Origin of the sequence: Brevundimonas sp. MYb52 (assembly GCF_002979535.1) — a bacterium.
GTDB lineage: Bacteria > Pseudomonadota > Alphaproteobacteria > Caulobacterales > Caulobacteraceae > Brevundimonas.
Genome location: NZ_PCPB01000001.1, coordinates 423,320 through 439,205, shown reverse-complemented (window position 1 = coordinate 439,205; position 15,886 = coordinate 423,320). Strand labels below are relative to the sequence as shown.

16 protein-coding genes are annotated in these 15,886 nt (G+C 66.4%); 4 read left to right on the top strand and 12 right to left on the bottom strand.

The features are described 5' to 3' along the window. Window positions 1–11: 11 nt before the first annotated feature. Window positions 12–149, bottom strand: coding sequence for a hypothetical protein (locus CQ039_RS16760; protein ID WP_233190131.1), 138 nt, complete (start codon window positions 147–149; stop codon window positions 12–14). 125 nt (window positions 150–274) lie between these two features. On the opposite strand from CQ039_RS16760, the gene CQ039_RS02090 reads away from it, so the two are divergent. Further along, a complete protein-coding gene (locus CQ039_RS02090) occupies window positions 275–799 on the top strand; it encodes a group III truncated hemoglobin (RefSeq protein ID WP_146112087.1) in 525 nt (174 codons plus the stop codon). Here the strand turns inward: CQ039_RS02090 and CQ039_RS02085 are convergent. Then, entirely contained in the window at window positions 796–1,233 is a 438-nt protein-coding gene (locus CQ039_RS02085) for a hypothetical protein (RefSeq protein ID WP_105562338.1), read from the bottom strand. The genes CQ039_RS02090 and CQ039_RS02085 overlap by 4 nt on opposite strands. Window positions 1,234–1,405: 172 nt before the next feature. Here CQ039_RS02085 and uvrA point away from each other — a divergent pair, with 172 nt between their 5' ends. Continuing rightward, window positions 1,406–4,345 carry an excinuclease ABC subunit UvrA gene (gene uvrA, locus CQ039_RS02080; protein WP_105562339.1) on the top strand — a complete coding sequence of 980 codons (2,940 nt, stop codon included), beginning with the start codon at window positions 1,406–1,408 and terminating at the stop codon, window positions 4,343–4,345. A gap of 26 nt (window positions 4,346–4,371) precedes the next feature. Here uvrA and CQ039_RS02075 read toward each other — a convergent pair whose 3' ends face one another. Continuing rightward, window positions 4,372–5,265 carry a hypothetical protein gene (locus CQ039_RS02075; RefSeq protein ID WP_105562340.1) on the bottom strand — a complete coding sequence of 298 codons (894 nt, stop codon included), beginning with the start codon at window positions 5,263–5,265 and terminating at the stop codon, window positions 4,372–4,374. A gap of 21 nt (window positions 5,266–5,286) precedes the next feature. Then, window positions 5,287–6,213, bottom strand: coding sequence for a hypothetical protein (locus CQ039_RS02070; protein ID WP_105562341.1), 927 nt, complete (start codon window positions 6,211–6,213; stop codon window positions 5,287–5,289). Between the two features lie 103 nt (window positions 6,214–6,316). On the opposite strand from CQ039_RS02070, the gene trmFO reads away from it, so the two are divergent. After that, window positions 6,317–7,726, top strand: a complete 1,410-nt coding sequence (gene trmFO / locus CQ039_RS02065) for a methylenetetrahydrofolate--tRNA-(uracil(54)-C(5))-methyltransferase (FADH(2)-oxidizing) TrmFO (RefSeq protein ID WP_105562342.1) — start codon at window positions 6,317–6,319, stop codon at window positions 7,724–7,726. 6 nt (window positions 7,727–7,732) lie between these two features. Here the strand turns inward: trmFO and CQ039_RS02060 are convergent, their stop codons facing one another. Beyond that, window positions 7,733–8,458 (bottom strand): sterol desaturase family protein, encoded by a 726-nt coding sequence (locus CQ039_RS02060; RefSeq protein WP_158255979.1) that lies wholly within the window; start codon window positions 8,456–8,458, stop codon window positions 7,733–7,735. A 116-nt stretch (window positions 8,459–8,574) separates the two neighbouring features. Beyond that, window positions 8,575–9,780, bottom strand: a complete 1,206-nt coding sequence (locus tag CQ039_RS02055; protein ID WP_105562344.1) for an MFS transporter — start codon at window positions 9,778–9,780, stop codon at window positions 8,575–8,577. A 68-nt stretch (window positions 9,781–9,848) separates the two neighbouring features. Between CQ039_RS02055 and CQ039_RS02050 the strand changes: the two genes are divergently transcribed. Beyond that, window positions 9,849–10,340 carry a MarR family winged helix-turn-helix transcriptional regulator gene (locus CQ039_RS02050; RefSeq protein ID WP_105562345.1) on the top strand — a complete coding sequence of 164 codons (492 nt, stop codon included), beginning with the start codon at window positions 9,849–9,851 and terminating at the stop codon, window positions 10,338–10,340. Here the strand turns inward: CQ039_RS02050 and CQ039_RS02045 are convergent. From CQ039_RS02045 to CQ039_RS02020, 6 genes are all read right to left on the bottom strand, one after another. After that, window positions 10,337–10,963 (bottom strand): squalene/phytoene synthase family protein, encoded by a 627-nt coding sequence (locus CQ039_RS02045; protein WP_105562346.1) that lies wholly within the window; start codon window positions 10,961–10,963, stop codon window positions 10,337–10,339. The two genes, CQ039_RS02050 and CQ039_RS02045, sit on opposite strands and share 4 nt — an antisense overlap. A 40-nt stretch (window positions 10,964–11,003) precedes the next feature. Beyond that, window positions 11,004–11,624 carry a hypothetical protein gene (locus CQ039_RS02040; protein WP_105562347.1) on the bottom strand — a complete coding sequence of 207 codons (621 nt, stop codon included), beginning with the start codon at window positions 11,622–11,624 and terminating at the stop codon, window positions 11,004–11,006. A gap of 93 nt (window positions 11,625–11,717) precedes the next feature. Beyond that, entirely contained in the window at window positions 11,718–12,689 is a 972-nt protein-coding gene (gene secF / locus CQ039_RS02035) for a protein translocase subunit SecF (RefSeq protein WP_105562348.1), read from the bottom strand. Next, window positions 12,689–14,287 carry a protein translocase subunit SecD gene (gene secD / locus CQ039_RS02030; protein WP_105562349.1) on the bottom strand — a complete coding sequence of 533 codons (1,599 nt, stop codon included), beginning with the start codon at window positions 14,285–14,287 and terminating at the stop codon, window positions 12,689–12,691. Before secD ends, secF begins: the two co-directional genes overlap by 1 nt. Window positions 14,288–14,328: 41 nt before the next feature. After that, complete coding sequence (yajC, locus tag CQ039_RS02025; RefSeq protein ID WP_105562350.1) at window positions 14,329–14,643, bottom strand: preprotein translocase subunit YajC; 315 nt, start codon at window positions 14,641–14,643, stop codon at window positions 14,329–14,331. 146 nt (window positions 14,644–14,789) lie between these two features. Beyond that, complete coding sequence (locus tag CQ039_RS02020; RefSeq protein ID WP_105562351.1) at window positions 14,790–15,881, bottom strand: peptidoglycan DD-metalloendopeptidase family protein; 1,092 nt, start codon at window positions 15,879–15,881, stop codon at window positions 14,790–14,792. Window positions 15,882–15,886 lie beyond the last annotated feature (5 nt).

The window sequence follows — 15,886 nt, the reverse complement described above, 5'->3', positions numbered from 1 at the left end:
GGGTGTGACCGTCAGGCGTGCGGGCCGCGACGCTGGTGAGCGTTACGAGTGCGGATGCGGACGGGCTTGGGCTTGGGTTGAGCGAGGACATAGGCGAGCACGAAGAGCGGAGCGGAAAGGGCGAAACCGATTTCCAGAGCGCTGATCATGATCGTCGTGCCTCCTCGTCAAATACGTTGGCTGAATAGAAGGATGGGTGCTGATCTTTCGCAGCGCAACCCCAATTCTCCTGCAGCGCTTTTGCGATGCGGCGCCGAGCCCCTATCTTCAGGCCATGACCGCGCCCGACCGAACCGTCGCCTTCCGCATCGACCGCCCCGCCCCCGAGCGCGCCGAGGCCGCCGCCCGCCGCGCCGAAGCCGTCCAGCGAATCCGGGACGAGACCGGCATCGACGAGGCCCTGATCGACGCCCTGGTCGAGGGCTTCTACGCCCGCGTCCGCGAGGACGACTTCATCGGCCCCGTCTTCGCCGAACGCATCGAGGACTGGGGGCCGCATCTGGAACAGATGAAGCTCTTCTGGTCCTCGGTCGCCCTGTCCACCGGCGTTTATCAGGGCCGCCCCATGCCCAAGCACCTGCCCCTGCCCATCGACGCCCGCCACTTCGACCGCTGGCTGCAGATATTCGAGGCGACCGCGCGTGACCTGTGCCCGCCCGTCGCCGCCGACCACTTCATCGTCCGCGCCCGCCGCATCGCCGAGAGCCTGGAACTGGGCGTCGCCAACGCCAACGGCGTCCTCGTCGGCCCCGGAGAGCGCTACCGCCGCCACGAACCCGCCTGGACGCCAACCGATTAGGTGGACGGCTCGGCGCTCAACGGCTTCATCTGCGCATTGACGTTGAAGCCCTGAACCTTCCAGGCGCCGCCTTCCTTGACCAAGGTCGTGTAGGCGTGAACCACACGATCGGGATAGGCGTAGTCCTGCTGCACCTCGTAGATCTCGCCGCTCGTGCCGCTTGTCTTTCGCGTCCCAGCCACCGTGGGTTCAGGCGGAGTGGCCTCGCCGACCATGTTACGAAGCATCGGCAACTGAGCTCGGATTTCCTCCGCCTTGTTGGCCGACGACATACGGGCGATCAGCGCATCGTCACGGCCGAGCACGAGATCTTCAAACAGGGCGTCAGCCTCGGCGTTCAGCGCGGGATCGGACGTCGGCATGGTCGTGTGGAAGTTGCAGCCGCCCAGAGTGACGACGCCGACGATCACCGCCCCCCATTTCAGAATACGCATGGCCTACCTCCCTGGATGACGGAACCTTACGGCCGCGCAGGTCCCACACAAGCCTCGCGAGAAAAGTTCTCATATTGTTCTTGCTGTTTCGGACGAATTGATCCCCATATAGCGTCGTCGCCCCGAACCGTTTTCGGGGTCTCCCGCGTTCCCGCTTACCGTTTCCGGGCCCATGACCGAAAAGCACAACTTCATCCGCGTTCGCGGCGCCCGCGAGCACAATCTCAAGGGCGTGGACGTCGATATCCCGCGTGAGAAGCTGGTCGTGATGACCGGGCTGTCGGGGTCGGGCAAGTCTTCGCTGGCGTTCGACACCATCTACGCCGAGGGCCAGCGCCGCTACGTCGAGAGCCTGTCCGCCTATGCGCGTCAGTTCCTGGAGCTGATGGGCAAGCCGGACGTGGACCTGATCGAGGGCCTGTCGCCGGCCATCTCCATCGAACAGAAGACGACGTCCAAAAACCCGCGCTCGACCGTCGGCACGGTCACGGAAATCCACGACTATATGCGCCTCCTGTGGGCGCGTGTCGGCGTGCCCTATTCGCCCGCCACCGGTCTGCCGATCGAAAGCCAGACCGTCAGCCAGATGGTCGACAAGCTGACCGCCCTGCCCGATGGCGAGCGCATCCTGCTGCTGGCCCCGGTCGTTCGCGGCCGCAAGGGCGAGTACAAAAAGGAAATGGCCGAGTGGCAGCGTCAGGGCTTCCAGCGGCTCAAGATCGACGGCGAATTCTACGCCATCGAGGACGCCCCGGCGCTCGACAAGAAGTTCAAGCATGACATCGATATTGTCGTGGATCGCATTGTAACCAAAGAAGGTCTTGAGCCGCGTTACGCCGACAGCATCCAGACCGCGCTGAACCTGGCCGACGGCATCGCCACGGCGGAATGGGCCAATGCGGCGGAGGGCGAAGAGCCGCGCCGCATCGTCTTCTCCGAGAAGTTCGCCTGCCCCGTGTCGGGCTTCACCATCAGCGAGATCGAGCCCCGGCTGTTCTCGTTCAACAACCCCTTCGGCGCCTGCCCGACCTGCGACGGTCTGGGGGTCAAGCTGGCATTCGACGCCGATCTGGTCATCCCGGACCGCGACAAGACCCTGCACAAGGGCGCGGTGGCCCCCTGGGCGCGCGGCCCTTCGCCCCTCTACACCCAGACCCTGCAGTCGCTGGCCCAGCACTACGACTTCTCGATGGACAAGGCCTGGCGCGATCTGCCGGAACAGGCCCAGAAGGTCATCCTGCACGGCTCGGGCGGCGAGAAGATCAAGTTCGTCTATGACGACAACGCCCGCAAGTACGAGGTCGCCAAGGCCTTCGAAGGCGTCCTGCCCAATCTGGAACGCCGCTGGCGCGAGACCGACAGCGCCTGGGTCCGCGAGGAACTGGGCCGTTATCAGTCCGAGACCCCCTGCGAGGTCTGCGGCGGCAAGCGCCTGAAGCCCGAGGCCCTGGCGGTCAAGGTCGGCGGGTCTGACATCGCTGACATCAGCTGGCTTTCAATTTCAAAAGCTTATCTCTGGTTCTCAACCCTGGATGAGCACCTGTCGGACAAACAACGCGAGATCGGCCGCCGCATCCTCAAGGAGATCACCGACCGGTTGCGCTTCCTCAACAACGTCGGTCTCGATTACCTCAGCCTGTCGCGCAGTTCCGGCACTCTGTCCGGCGGCGAGAGCCAGCGCATCCGCCTGGCCTCGCAGATCGGCTCGGGCCTGACCGGCGTCCTCTATGTGCTGGACGAACCCTCGATCGGCCTGCACCAGCGCGACAACACCCGTCTGCTGGAAAGCCTGATGGGCCTGCGCGACCTCGGCAATTCGGTCCTGGTGGTCGAGCATGACGAGGAGGCCATCCTGACCGCCGACTACGTCATCGACATGGGTCCGGCCGCCGGCGTCCACGGCGGCGAGATCTGTGCCCAGGGCACCCCCGCCGAGGTCATGGCCAACCCCAACTCCCTGACCGGCCAGTATCTGACCGGTGCACGCGAGATCGAACTGCCGCCTGAGGGGCGTCGTCCGGTCGACCGCAAGCGGATGCTGAAGATCAGCGGCGCCACCGGCAACAACCTGAAGAACGTCACCGGCGAGATCCCCGTCGGCCTGTTCACCTGCGTCACCGGGGTGTCCGGCGGCGGCAAGTCCACCTTCACCATCGAGACCCTCTACAAGGCCGCCGCGCGTCGCCTGCACAACGCCTCGGACGCCCCGGCCAACTTCGACCGGATCGAGGGACTGGAGCAGTTCGACAAGGTCATCGACATCGACCAGTCGCCCATCGGCCGTACCCCGCGCTCGAACCCGGCGACCTATACCGGCGCCTTCAACCCGATCCGCGACTGGTATGCGGGCCTGCCGGAATCCAAGGCACGCGGCTATGGTCCCGGCCGCTTCAGCTTCAACGTCAAGGGCGGCCGCTGCGAGGCCTGTCAGGGCGACGGCGTCATCAAGATCGAGATGCACTTCCTGCCCGACGTCTATGTCACCTGCGACGTCTGCAAGGGCAAGCGCTACAACCGCGAAACCTTGGAAATTGTCTTCAAAGGCAAGAGCATATCCGACGTTCTGGACATGACGGTTGAAGAGGCCGCGCGTTTCTTCAACGCCGTGCCCTCGATCCGCGACAAGATGCTGACGCTGGAACGCGTGGGCCTGGGCTACGTCAAGGTCGGTCAGCCGGCCACCACCCTGTCGGGCGGCGAGGCCCAGCGGGTCAAGCTGTCCAAGGAACTGGCCCGCCGCGCCACCGGCAAGACCCTCTACATCCTCGACGAGCCGACGACCGGCCTGCATTTCGAGGACACGCGCAAGCTGCTGGAGGTGCTTCAGGAGTTGGTCGACAACGGCAACACCATCGTCGTCATCGAGCACAATCTGGATGTCATCAAGGTCGCCGACTACCTGCTGGACTTCGGTCCCGAGGGCGGCGACGGCGGCGGCGAGATCGTGGCCTTCGGCACGCCCGAGCAGGTGGCCGACAACCCCGCCAGTTGGACCGGCAAATACCTCAAGGAGGTGCTGGACCGCCACGAAGAGCGCCGCAAGGCGCGCGTGGCCGCCCTGCCTGAAGTGCAGAAGACTGAGAAGAAGCCCCGCGCCCGCAAGAGCGCCTGACCGATCCGGTCAGGCGTCTCGCCTCGTCAGCCGCGCGGCGCGCCCTTCAGTTGCAGATAAACCGCCGAGAACGGCGCATACATGATGACGACCTGGGCCGCCGTCATGACGGCGTTGACCACCAACGACACGGCCAGCATGGGTCCCAGGGCGCTGAGCAGGCTGGGGACGCCGGCGCCCTGCATCGCGATCAGGCGCTCGCTCCCGCCGACCATCAGAGTGAACGGCGCCGCCACGGCCGAGCCCAGCAGGCCCACCAGCATAGCCATGACCCAGGCGATGATCGCCATCCCGAACAACGGCCAGAAGACCTTCTTGGCGGTCATGGCGAAGGCCGACTTCACCGCGATCCGGCCTTCCGCCAAGGTAGCCGGAACGACCAGACTGAAGCGCACCGACAGCCAGGCCATCAGGGCGACCAGAGCCAACGACACCAGCACCACGGCCAGCCACAGCGCTGGAACAGCCACCGCCCCAGCGACGACAAGGGTGATGACCGCAAAACCCGCCATGAAGACGACGAACATGATCAGGGAGACGATCAGACTGGCCCCCAGCACCCGCAGTTCGTCCTTGCCCAGGCGCAGATAGCCGAACTTGCTATCGTCAGGACGAACGACCGAGCGAGCGATAGCCGTGCTGATCACAGAGCCGAACAGCAATCCCAACGGCGCGCCCCAGGCGACGATGGCGAGATAGGCCTGCCCCAGCCGTTCCATCTCCTCCAAGGACGGCTCGCTCCGCGCTTGCGCCTGGATTTCCGTGATCACGGCCAGGACGGTGACGAAGTGCGGCCCAACCAGCAGGAACATCAAGCTGAAGAAGACAGCGTAGGCCGCCGCCCACAGCAGGACGGCGACAGGGGCGCGACGCGTCAGGCGGAAGCCTTCAAAGGCGCAGTCAGTGGCGGAAAAGGTCATGCGGTCGTCCTCGATTCCTGCTCAGCCTAGCGCAACCGGACGCGCTTCGTCCTGCTGCGCTTGCGCCAGCAGCGACCGGCAGGCCTCGGCATAGGGCGCCAGCATCACCGTCCCCAGAAAGCCCTGCAGCCAGGACAGGGGCACAAAGGCCGCCAGCCCCCAGCCGACAAAGGCGGGCCAGTCCACCTCCGGCGGCGCGCCATGTTGCAGCATCGCGGCTATAGTGAAGACATTGACGCCCGCCGCCAGGAACAGGACCACGGCAACCAGGGCCATCAGCACCAACTCAATTGCGATCACAACAGTGATGATGGCGAGGCTCAACCCCAGAAGCCGCAGGACCTGCCCCTTACCCAGTCGCCAGCCGGCGACAAAGGCGAAGTCGTTCAACCCCACGCTGGCCGGCACGATCAGACAGGCCCGCAGCGCCACGCCCCAGATGGCCAGACCCGCCGCAACCGCCACCAGCAGCCCGAGGGCCACCGCAGCCGCCTCGGACACGAACCACAGCGACACCCCGATAGCAAAAGCGATCAGGCCAATCACGATCGCCGCGGCATAGAGGCCGGCGACCATCGCCACCCCGATAATAGCGAGACGCACCTCGTCCATCCCGACCTTCAACCCGGCGAAACGCACCGGACGTTCGGGAAAGAAGACAGCCCGGAATACGGCGGCTGCGATGACCACGGCGATCAGGGCCTGCAGGAGGTTCAACAGGCCGGACCAGGCCTGAAACTGGACGATCTGCGCCATCACGGTCGCCGAAGGCTCGCGCGCCGCCAGCTCCTCAATGGAGATCGCGCCGAAAAACCGCAGCGTCAGCGCCCCGAACAGCAGCGACGGCGCCGCCGCCAGAACGCCCCAGGCCCACACCCGCAAAGGCCGGCGCCGCGTCAACTTGAAACCGGAGGCCAGAGCCTCGCCAATGGAAAACGCCGTGGTCATGACTGCTCCTCTTGGCCGCCGTCATAAGCCAGACTGCAGGCAGTCCGCCACCCCATCGCAATGACAGGCTGACGGAAGCCTTCCGGACGGCTAGAAGGCCGCCATGTCGAACGCAGCTTCCACTCCCCAGCCCATTCTCACCCCTGTGCACGTCATTGGCGGCGGCCTTGCCGGTTCCGAAGCAGCCTGGCAGATCGCCCAGGCCGGCGTGCCCGTCATCCTGCACGAAATGCGCGGCGTGCCGGGCATCAAGACCGACGCCCACCAGACGGACGGTCTGGCCGAACTGGTCTGCTCCAACTCCTTCCGTTCGGACGACTGGGAGTTCAACGCCGTCGGCCTCCTCCACGCGGAAATGCGTGCGCTCGGCTCCATCATCATGGAATGCGGCGACGCTCATCAGGTCCCGGCTGGCGGCGCCCTGGCGGTCGACCGCGACGGCTTCTCCGAGGCTGTGACGGCCAAGCTGGAAGCCCACCCGCTGGTGACCATCGTGCGCGAGGAAATCGCCGGCCTGCCGCCCGAGGACTGGGACAATGTCATCGTCGCCACCGGCCCGTTGACCTCGCCCGCCCTGGCCGAAGCCATTCTGACGATGACGGGCGAGGAAAGCCTCAGCTTCTTCGACGCCATCGCCCCCATCATCCACGCTGACTCGATCGACTTCGACATCGCCTGGCGTCAGTCGCGCTATGACAAGGAAGGCCCGGGCGGCGACGCCGCCGCCTACGTCAACTGCCCGATGAACAAGGAGCAGTACGAGGCCTTCATCGACGCCCTGCTGGGCGGCCCCAAGGCCGAGTTCAAGGAGTGGGAGAACGTCCCCTACTTCGACGGCTGCCTGCCCATCGAGGTCATGGCCGAGCGCGGCCGCGAGACCCTGCGTCACGGCCCGATGAAGCCCGTCGGCCTGACCAATCCGCGCGACCCCAAGGTCAAGTCCTACGCCATCGTCCAACTGCGCCAGGACAACGCCCTGGGCACCCTATTCAACATGGTCGGCTTCCAGACCAAGCTGAAGCACGGCGCCCAGGCCGAGACCTTCCGCATGATCCCGGGCCTACAGAACGCCCAGTTCGCGCGTCTGGGCGGCCTGCACCGCAACACCTATCTCAACAGCCCCCAGTTGCTGGACAAGCAACTGCGGATGAACGCCATGCCGCGTCTGCGCTTCGCCGGTCAGGTCACGGGCGTCGAAGGCTATGTCGAAAGCGCCGCCATGGGCCTGCTGACCGGCCGTCTGGCCGCCGCTCAGGCTTTGGGCCGCGACCTGTCGGCCCCGCCGCCGGAAACGGCCATGGGCGCTCTGGTCGAGCACATCACCGGGGGCCACCTGGCTGGCTCCAAGTTCCAGCCCATGAACATCAACTACGGCCTGCTGCCGCCGCTGGAAGCGCCCAAGGTCGACGAAGAGGGCAAGCGCATCCATCCCAAGGAACGCGGCCGCGCCAAGAAACGCCTGCAGAGCATCCGCGCCATGGACGCCCTCAAGGCCTGGCGCGACGCGGGCTGATCGACTTCAGCCGTCGACGTCCTTGAGCATTAGCATCTGGCCGATCAACCTCTCCTTGTCGTCTGGAAAGCCGCACTCGACGTCGACGATCCCTGGGTTGCGCCAGGTGCCGAACATCATGTCGATGATCGGCAGACCATAGTTACTGGCGTGCACGCCCCGTTCATGATGCAATCGATGCATCTCCGGGCGTTGCACGAAGAAGCCCAGCCACCGCGGCGTCCGCAGGTCAGCGTGGGCGATCAGGTTGAACAGGGTCACGTAGAGCAGGGCCAACCCCGCCGCTGGGGCATGAACGCCCAGCACCACATAGGCGACGAAGGCGTTGAGCAAACTCGCCAGCAAGGCATCGAACGGATGGACGTAGAAGGCCGTCAACGCCTCGATCCGCGTCGGGCTATGGTGGAGTTGATGGACCCAGCGCCAGAGGCGGTCTGACCTGTGCACGGCGCGATGATAGCCATAGGCCACGAGGCTCGCACACAGGAAGGTGGCCAGGCTCCCCCATCCCACGCCCAGGCGATCCCCAAGCGCCAACAGCGAATGGCCGTCGATCCAGCCCCTAAAAAGAAACCCAGCCGAAACGACTACGACAAGATTGGCGACGTTTAGCCCTCCCGCATAGAGCCGCCACCGCTTGTCGCACGATGCCCCGGACGCGGGTGCGATGACCTCGCGCGTGAAGATAAACGAGAAGATGGCGAAGGTCGCGAAATAGACCAGCAGCAGCATGAGCATCCCCGACCCGCGTCACGACTGCCACATACTGAGACGCAGCACGCGCCCCGAGCAAGCTGCAAACGTATCAGGCCGTTGTATACTAAAGCCGACGGCAAGGCCGGGTCGGCTCAGCGCAGCTTGGGCAGGCCCGGCCGGAAGGCCAGGGTCATCACGCCCAGAACCACGACGCCGACGCCCATCAGGACCCAGGCGCCGGTCAGGTCGGCCATGTGGTCGCGCAGCAATCCAGCGGCCAGCGGCGACAGGCTGGCGATGATGTAGCCGCCGCCCTGAACGAAGGCGAGCAGGTCGCCGGATCGGCTCGGATCGTCGATCTGATCCATGGCCAGGATCAGGGTCAGGGGGAAGATGGCCCCGATGCCCAGCCCCATGACCACGACGACCGGAACCGCCAGAGCCACCGGCGCGACCACCATCCCCGCCAGACCGATCAGGGCCAGCACCAGGGCCGTCAGGATCGGCACACGCCGGTCCGGGAAACGCGCGATCACCAGGGATACGATGATCCCCGCCGCCACCTCGGCCCCGGTCATGCCGCTGAGCAGATAGCCCGCCGTCGCCCTCGCCTGCCCCAGATCGACATAGAAGGGCGGCAGCCAGGCCAGAACCAGCGTATAGGCCGAGGTCCCCAGCCCCATGATCAGGATCAGGCTCCACGCCCGGCCCTGCTTCCAGAAGGGGACTTCCGGGTGCGTCGCCTCCGCCACGGCCGCCCGATCGGGCTCTTCCGTCACCGGATCGCGCGCGGCGGTCAGCCAGACGACCGCCGCGACAAAGGCCGGCGCGCTCCACAGCGCCAGGGTCCAGGCCCAGCCGACCGCCTCGGCCAGCCCCGCCGCCGTCGCCGCCGCGATGGCCGCCCCGCCCATGATGCCCGTCGTATAGACGGCCATGACCGTGCCGAACCGCGTCGGAAACGCCCGCTTGATCACGACCGGCGCCAAAGCCTGGATCAGGGCCACGCCGACGCCGACGACCGCCGCGCTGGCGATCAGGCCCGCCGTATCCTTCAGCACCGCCCGCACCAGACAGGCCCCGCCGATCAGCAGCGCGCCCAGCAGAATGCCGCGTCGCTCGCCCAGTCGCCGCCGCAGCGGTCGGATCGACAGGGCGCCCAGGCCGATCATCAGCACCGGCAGGGTCGTCAACAGGCTGGCGGCGGTGGAATCCATCCCCGTCGCGCCCTCGATCAGGTCCAGCAGCGGCCCGACCGCCGCCATCGCCGGGCGCAGGTTCAGCGCCAGGGCGAAGATAGCCGCCAGCAGCAGCAAGGACGCGCCGCGCGCCGCTTCGGCATCGGACCGTGCGGTCATGACAGGGGACTCCACTGAGAATTCGCGCTAGTCTCTCGACCTCAAGTATCTCGATGTCAAGATAACTCATGCCCGACAGAGCCTCCCGCGCCGCCGCCCAATGGGCCGTCCAGCGCCCAGAAATGGACATGCTGCCGATGGAGGCGCTGGGCCGCCTGCACGAGGCGTCCATCGTGGTCGCGCGGGAACGTCAGGCGCCGCTCTACGCCCGCTACGGCCTGCAACAGGGCGAGTTCGACGCCCTGGCGACGCTACGTCGCTCGGGCGCGCCTGAGGGCTTGACGCCCACCGCCCTGTTCGAGGCGGCGATGATGTCGTCCGGCGGCATGACGGCCCGTATCGACCGGCTGGAAAAGGCGGGTCTGGTCGCGCGCGGCCCTCACCCGACCGACCGTCGTGCCACCCTGGTCCGGCTGACTGACAAGGGTTTCGGCCTGATCGAAACCATCATGCCCGAACACGAAGAAGCGGCGCGAGACATCCTCGCGCCGCTGTCGCTCGATGAACAGAAGACCTTGAACGCCCTGCTGGCTCGCCTGATCGGCGGCCTCTGCGACTAGACGCGTCCGCGCAGCACCGCCCAAAGCAGGCGCAACCGCTTGACCGGCTCAGGGTGGTCAAAGCCCGCCAGGGCGGCATGAGCCGTCGCCGGGAAGGCGGCGGGGGGCAGATCCTTGAGCGCAGCGTTGGCGGAGGACCGCTGGGCCCTCGCCTCATCCGCCCGGCCGGTCTGCGACAGCGCCCATAGACGCCCGGCCTCGGCCACGGCGGCGTCATACCCTTCGCCCGCCAGCATCCGCGCCGCGACCTGCATGGGGCCGACATAGAAGGCGTCCAGATCGTGCGGTTCGCCATGCACCCGGCCGATGTGGGCCTCGATCAGGGCGTCGAAGGGCGCGCGGTCCAGCCCGTGACGGGCGACAGCGGCGGTCAGAGCCTCCAGCACAGGATGGCCGACGCGCGGGGTGTTGGCGAAGACGCCCTCCATCTGCTCGGCCCACCACGTATAGCGCATCTCGGCCAGCATGGGCTGGGTGACGCGGGTGGGAATGGTCAGCAACTCCGCCTCGAAGGCGTAGAGGGCGATCAGGTCCGCGCGCGCCTGAATGTCCGCCACAAACCGGCTGGACAGCCAGCGGTCGGGGTCGGCGGCGCGGACCTGGGCATCAAGATCAACAGTCATTACGCAAGGCCATCGGCCATTGCGCGCAACGGCGCAAGTCTCAGCCGAACAGGGTCTGATACATGGCCATCGAGGTCAGCATCGGCAGCGACAGCAACAGGTTGGTGCGGCTGCCCAGCATGGCGATGCGCGCGGCCTTGGCCTTCTTGTCGTCGTCCACGGCGATGATGCCGAGGGCGCGCTTCTGGTTCGGCCAGATCACGCCCCAGACGTTCAGGAACATGACGATGGCCAGCCAGACGCCGATCCCCATCAGGGTGAACTGCTGGTCGCCCGCATTCAGACCGCCGGCCAGGCCGAAGGTCAGGACTTCATGGGCATAGACGTGGCCGCGCGTGAACAGGACGGCGATGCCCGCCAGCACCGTCACCAGGGCCGACCAGCGGAACCAGAACAGGGCCTCAGGCGCGACATGCTTGCTGACGGCGGGCTTCAGCTCGGCCGGGATCGCGGGCATGACTCGGATCTGTACGAAGTTGAAATAGTAAAGCAGGCCGATCCACAGGATGCCGGCCACGACGTGGACCCAGCGGAAGGCCGCCTGGGCGAAGCCGAGATCGAAACCGCCCGGCGCGATGCGGCCGAAGGCGAAGATCATGACGCCCGCCAGCAGGATGCTGAGCAGGAAAGTCGTTCTGAAGTTTGAAAGCAGTTTGGCCATGCGCCCCTCCCCGGGTCGGAATCAGGAAGCGTGACCTTACTCCTCCCTCCCCGTCCGGGGGAAGGAGGAGCCATTTCAGGTAGAAGCCAGACCCTAGGGCCGGCTGGCCATGCCGAGTTTGATCGGCTTGGCGTCTTCGTCGATGGAGCCGCCGCGCTTGACGCCCCACAGCAGGATGATCGGCGCGCCGACATAGATCGACGAATAGGTGCCGATCACGATGCCGATCATCAGCACGATGGAGAAGCCGAACAGGGCCTCGCCGCCATACAGAGCCAGAACCGCCAGAACGCCCACAGCCGTGACGCCGGTGATGATGGTGCGCGACAGGGTCTCGTTCAGCGACAGGTCGATGACCTCGCGCAGGGGCATGGTCTTGTACTTGCGCAGGTTCTCGCGAAGGCGGTCGAAGACCACGACGGTGTCGTTCATCGAATAGCCGATGACGGTCAGAATGGCCGCCACGGTGTTCAGGCTGAACTCGAACCGGAACAGGACGATCAGACCAAAGGTCAGGATCATGTCGTGCACCAGCCCTGCCACGGCGCCGAAGCCGAACTGAGGCTCGAACCGGAACCAGATGTAGATGAACATCAGCACGATGGCTGCGCCCAGGGCCAGAAGGCCGCTGGTGAACAGCTCGCCCGAGACCTTGGAGCCCACGACGCTGACGCCCGAGTATTTCACCTCGCCGACAGCCTCGTCGATCGCCTTCTCGACCCGAGCGACGACGGCGCTCTGGCCTTCATCCTCGGGAATCTGGAAGCGAACGATGGCGCTGGCGGCGCTGTCGATGCCCTGAACCTGGACATCGCCCAGGCCCAGTTCGCTGACGGCGCCGCGAACCTTGTCCAGTTCCAGCACCTGACCGGCGGGCTTGGACACTTCCATCGAGGCGCCGCCCCGGAAGTCGATGCCCATGTTCAGGCCGGGATAGAAGCAGCCGACGATCGAGGCCACGCACAGAATGATCGAAATCACGCCTGCGGCGGGCGCATATTTGACGAAGCGGAAGTTCGTCTTCTGCGGAAGCAGTTTGATGAGGGGCCATCCACGCATCGCCATCACTCCGCGATCGGCAGTTTTTTGGGCTTGGCGACTTTGAGCCAATACCCAAGCAGGACCTGGGCGACCATCACCGAGGAGAACATGGAGGTGAAGACGCCGATGGTCAGCGTCCAGGCGAAGCCGCGCACGGGGCCCGCGCCGAACATGAACATGATCAGCGCCGCCACCAGGGTGGTCAGGTTGGCGTCGACGATCGTGCCCATGGCCTTGTTGAAGCCGGCGTCCATCGAAGCGATGACCGACCGTCCGGCCCGCGCCTCGTCACGCATCCGCTCAAAGATCAGCACATTGGCGTCCACGGCCACGGCGAAGGTCAGCACCAGACCGGCGATGCCGGGCAGGGTCAGGGTCGCGCCGAACAGGGACATGGCGGCGATGATCAGGATGCCGTTCAGCATCAGACCCAGCACCGACACGCCGCCGAACAGGAAGCCGTAGGCGCCGATCATGAAAACGCAGATCAGGATGAAGCCGATGATGGTCGAGACCATGCCGGCCTGAACCGCATCAGCCCCCAGCTCGGCGGTGACGACGCGGCGTTCCTCAACCTTCAGCGGCGCCGGCAGGGCGCCCCCGTTCAGCAGGTTCACCAGTTCCGAAGCCGACTGGATCGAGAAGCTGCCGGTGATCTGACCGGTGCCGCCGGTGATGGCGCCCTGGATCGTCGGGGCGGAAATGACCTTGCCGTCCAGGATGATGGCGAAGGGCTTGCCGATGTTCTGGGCGGTGGCTTCGCCGAAGCGACGCGCGCCCTGGCCGTCAAAGCGGAAGTCGATGGCCGGGCGGCCGTTCTGGTCCGAGCCGACGCCGGCGCGGGTCAGGTTTTCACCCGAAACCAGGATGCGCTTCTTCACCAGGAAGGGCGTGCCCTGATCGTCGGTCAGCAGTTCAGCGTCCGGCGGCACGCGGCCGGCCATAGCGTCCTGCAAGCCCGTGCTCGAGGTATCGACCATCTGGAAGGTCAGCTGGGCCGTGCGGCCGACCAGACGCTCCAGTTCAGCCGGATCGCTCTGACCCGGAGCCTGGACCACGATGCGGTCCGCGCCCTGACGGGTGATGGCGATTTCCTTGGTGCCCGAGCTGTCCAGGCGACGACGCACGACCTCGATGGACTGATCCACCGCCGTCGCGCCCATGCCGTTCACTGCAGCGTCAGTATAGGCGAACCGGATACGATTGCCGCTCAGGCGCGAAACCGTGCGATCCGGCTGGCCATTGGCCGCAATGCCGGTCTGGGCCAGTTTGCGCAACTCAGTCAGCGCCGTATCGAATTGACCGGGATCAGCGATGGTCACGACCACGCCGCTGGCCTCGCGCTGCAGGGCGCCGATATTGACCTGCTGTTCGCGCAGGGCGACCCGCACATCTTCCATCAGGTTGGTGACGCGCTTGTTGCGCATCTCCGGCACATCGACCTCCAGCAGGAGGTAGGAGCCCCCTTGCAGGTCAAGGCCCAGGTTCAGACCGTTCTTGGGCAGCCAGCCGGGCAGCGCGTCGCGCTGCGCCTGGCTGAGCATGCTCGGGAAGGCCAGCAGCAGCCCGACAACGAGCGACAGCACGACCAGGGTGACTTTCCAGCGCGCAAGCTGAATCATGTCAGGGCTCTTTTCGGGCGGGCGTCAGCGGCGAGAGCCGCTCAGCCCTTGTCGTTGGCGGCGATGGCGGTGCGGTTGCGCACTTCGGCGATCATCGACTTGACCACGCGGACGTTCACGCCCTGCGAGATCTCGACCATGGCCTCGGCGTCTTCAACGCGCGTCACCTTGCCGACCATGCCGTTCGAAAGAACGACTTCGTCGCCGCGCTTGACGCCGGCGATCAGGGCCTGGTGAGCCTTCATCCGCTTTTGCTGCGGGCGGATCATGAGGAAGTAGAACAGGATGAAGATCGCGACGATCGGCGCGATCTGCACCACGATGGCCATCAGGCCGCCTTCGGAACCAGTAGGCATGGAAACTCCCCGAACCGGGCCAACCTCGAAACGGGGGCCCCATTAAAATGAGGCGCGGAACCTAGGGCGCGCCGTGCCGATTTGCAACGCGGCCTGACGTCTCTGATCCTAGGCGATGCCGCCCGGACACGCCGGGCGGCTCGGTTTCAGCGCGGCAGGACGCTCAACGGATCAACCGCGACCGGATCATCGCCCCGCATCTGGCGCGTCTCGAAGTGGATGGAGGGCCGACCGTCGCCCGCCGTCAGGCCGACCGTGCCTATGGCCTGACCGGCGCGAACCTCGGCGCCGTCGCGCACCGTGGCCGAACCCAGGTGGCCGTAAACCGTGCGCCAACCGTCACGGTGAACGATCAGCACCGTCAGCCCTTGGCCCACCAGATCATCGCCGACATAGGCCACGCGCCCGGCGGCGGCGGCCTTGACCTCGGCTCCGGCCGAGGCGCCGATGTTGATGCCATTGTTGCGCTCGCCCATGCCCACCGGACCGAAGCGACGCAGGATGTCCCCACGCACTGGCCATTGCATCGCCAGGGCCTGACCCACGGCCGCCCCCTGAACCGGCGAAGCCGGCGTCGAGGCGGCCACAGCTGGCGCGCGCGCCGGCGGCAGGGCGGCGTTGCCGCTGGGCGGCGGCGGCGGCGGCGGCGCCACGCCGTTATTCGGCGTCCTCACGCCGACGGGCGAGGCTCCGGTCGCATAGGGGTCGGAGCCGGTGTCCACCGCGCTGTCCGGCAGAATGATACGCTGACCCGAACTGATGGCGCCGCGCGGCCCCAGGCCGTTCAGGTCGATCAGAATCTGCACCGGAGTCTGGAAGCGACGACCGACGCCCGAAATGGTGTCGCCCTGCTGAATCACATAGGTCGCGCCCGGCATGCTGGTCGAGCCTGCGGGCGGCGGGGGCGTCACCGTGACCGGCGCGCCTGTCGAGGGATAGGCCGGCCCTCCAGCGGGCGGCAGACCGCCCCCGTCGATGCTGCCGGCCGGCGCGCGGGGCCCCTGCTCCTCATAGGGACGCGACGCGGGCGGCGTCTGCGGCTGCGTAGGCTGACTGTAGTAGGGGTTGTTGTTCGGATAGGCGCCCGGCTGTTGCGGCTGCGCCGGATAGGCGCCCTGCCCCGTCGGCATGGGGCGCGTCGAATAGCGCGGCTCGTTCGGATAGGTCGAACACGCCGTGACCGTCAGCGCCCCGCCGACAACGACCGCCGCCCTGATCCAGCCCGTGAAGCCGCCCATGCGCC

Excerpts from the sequence above, each read along its gene's own strand:
- CQ039_RS02045 (WP_105562346.1), bottom strand. The coding sequence starts at position 10,963 with ATGACTGTTGATCTTGATGCCCAGGTCCGCGCCGCCGACCCCGACCGC.
- CQ039_RS02055 (WP_105562344.1), bottom strand. The coding sequence starts at position 9,780 with ATGACCGCACGGTCCGATGCCGAAGCGGCGCGCGGCGCGTCCTTGCTG.
- CQ039_RS02040 (WP_105562347.1), bottom strand. The coding sequence starts at position 11,624 with ATGGCCAAACTGCTTTCAAACTTCAGAACGACTTTCCTGCTCAGCATC.
- CQ039_RS02020 (WP_105562351.1), bottom strand. The coding sequence starts at position 15,881 with ATGGGCGGCTTCACGGGCTGGATCAGGGCGGCGGTCGTTGTCGGCGGG.
- CQ039_RS02085 (WP_105562338.1), bottom strand. The coding sequence starts at position 1,233 with ATGCGTATTCTGAAATGGGGGGCGGTGATCGTCGGCGTCGTCACTCTG.
- secD (WP_105562349.1), bottom strand. The coding sequence starts at position 14,287 with ATGATTCAGCTTGCGCGCTGGAAAGTCACCCTGGTCGTGCTGTCGCTC.
- CQ039_RS02075 (WP_105562340.1), bottom strand. The coding sequence starts at position 5,265 with ATGACCTTTTCCGCCACTGACTGCGCCTTTGAAGGCTTCCGCCTGACG.
- CQ039_RS02050 (WP_105562345.1), top strand. The coding sequence starts at position 9,849 with ATGCCCGACAGAGCCTCCCGCGCCGCCGCCCAATGGGCCGTCCAGCGC.
- CQ039_RS02060 (WP_158255979.1), bottom strand. The coding sequence starts at position 8,458 with ATGCTGCTGCTGGTCTATTTCGCGACCTTCGCCATCTTCTCGTTTATC.
- yajC (WP_105562350.1), bottom strand. The coding sequence starts at position 14,643 with ATGCCTACTGGTTCCGAAGGCGGCCTGATGGCCATCGTGGTGCAGATC.
- secF (WP_105562348.1), bottom strand. The coding sequence starts at position 12,689 with ATGGCGATGCGTGGATGGCCCCTCATCAAACTGCTTCCGCAGAAGACG.
- uvrA (WP_105562339.1), top strand. The coding sequence starts at position 1,406 with ATGACCGAAAAGCACAACTTCATCCGCGTTCGCGGCGCCCGCGAGCAC.
- CQ039_RS16760 (WP_233190131.1), bottom strand. The coding sequence starts at position 149 with ATGATCAGCGCTCTGGAAATCGGTTTCGCCCTTTCCGCTCCGCTCTTC.
- trmFO (WP_105562342.1), top strand. The coding sequence starts at position 6,317 with ATGTCGAACGCAGCTTCCACTCCCCAGCCCATTCTCACCCCTGTGCAC.
- CQ039_RS02090 (WP_146112087.1), top strand. The coding sequence starts at position 275 with ATGACCGCGCCCGACCGAACCGTCGCCTTCCGCATCGACCGCCCCGCC.
- CQ039_RS02070 (WP_105562341.1), bottom strand. The coding sequence starts at position 6,213 with ATGACCACGGCGTTTTCCATTGGCGAGGCTCTGGCCTCCGGTTTCAAG.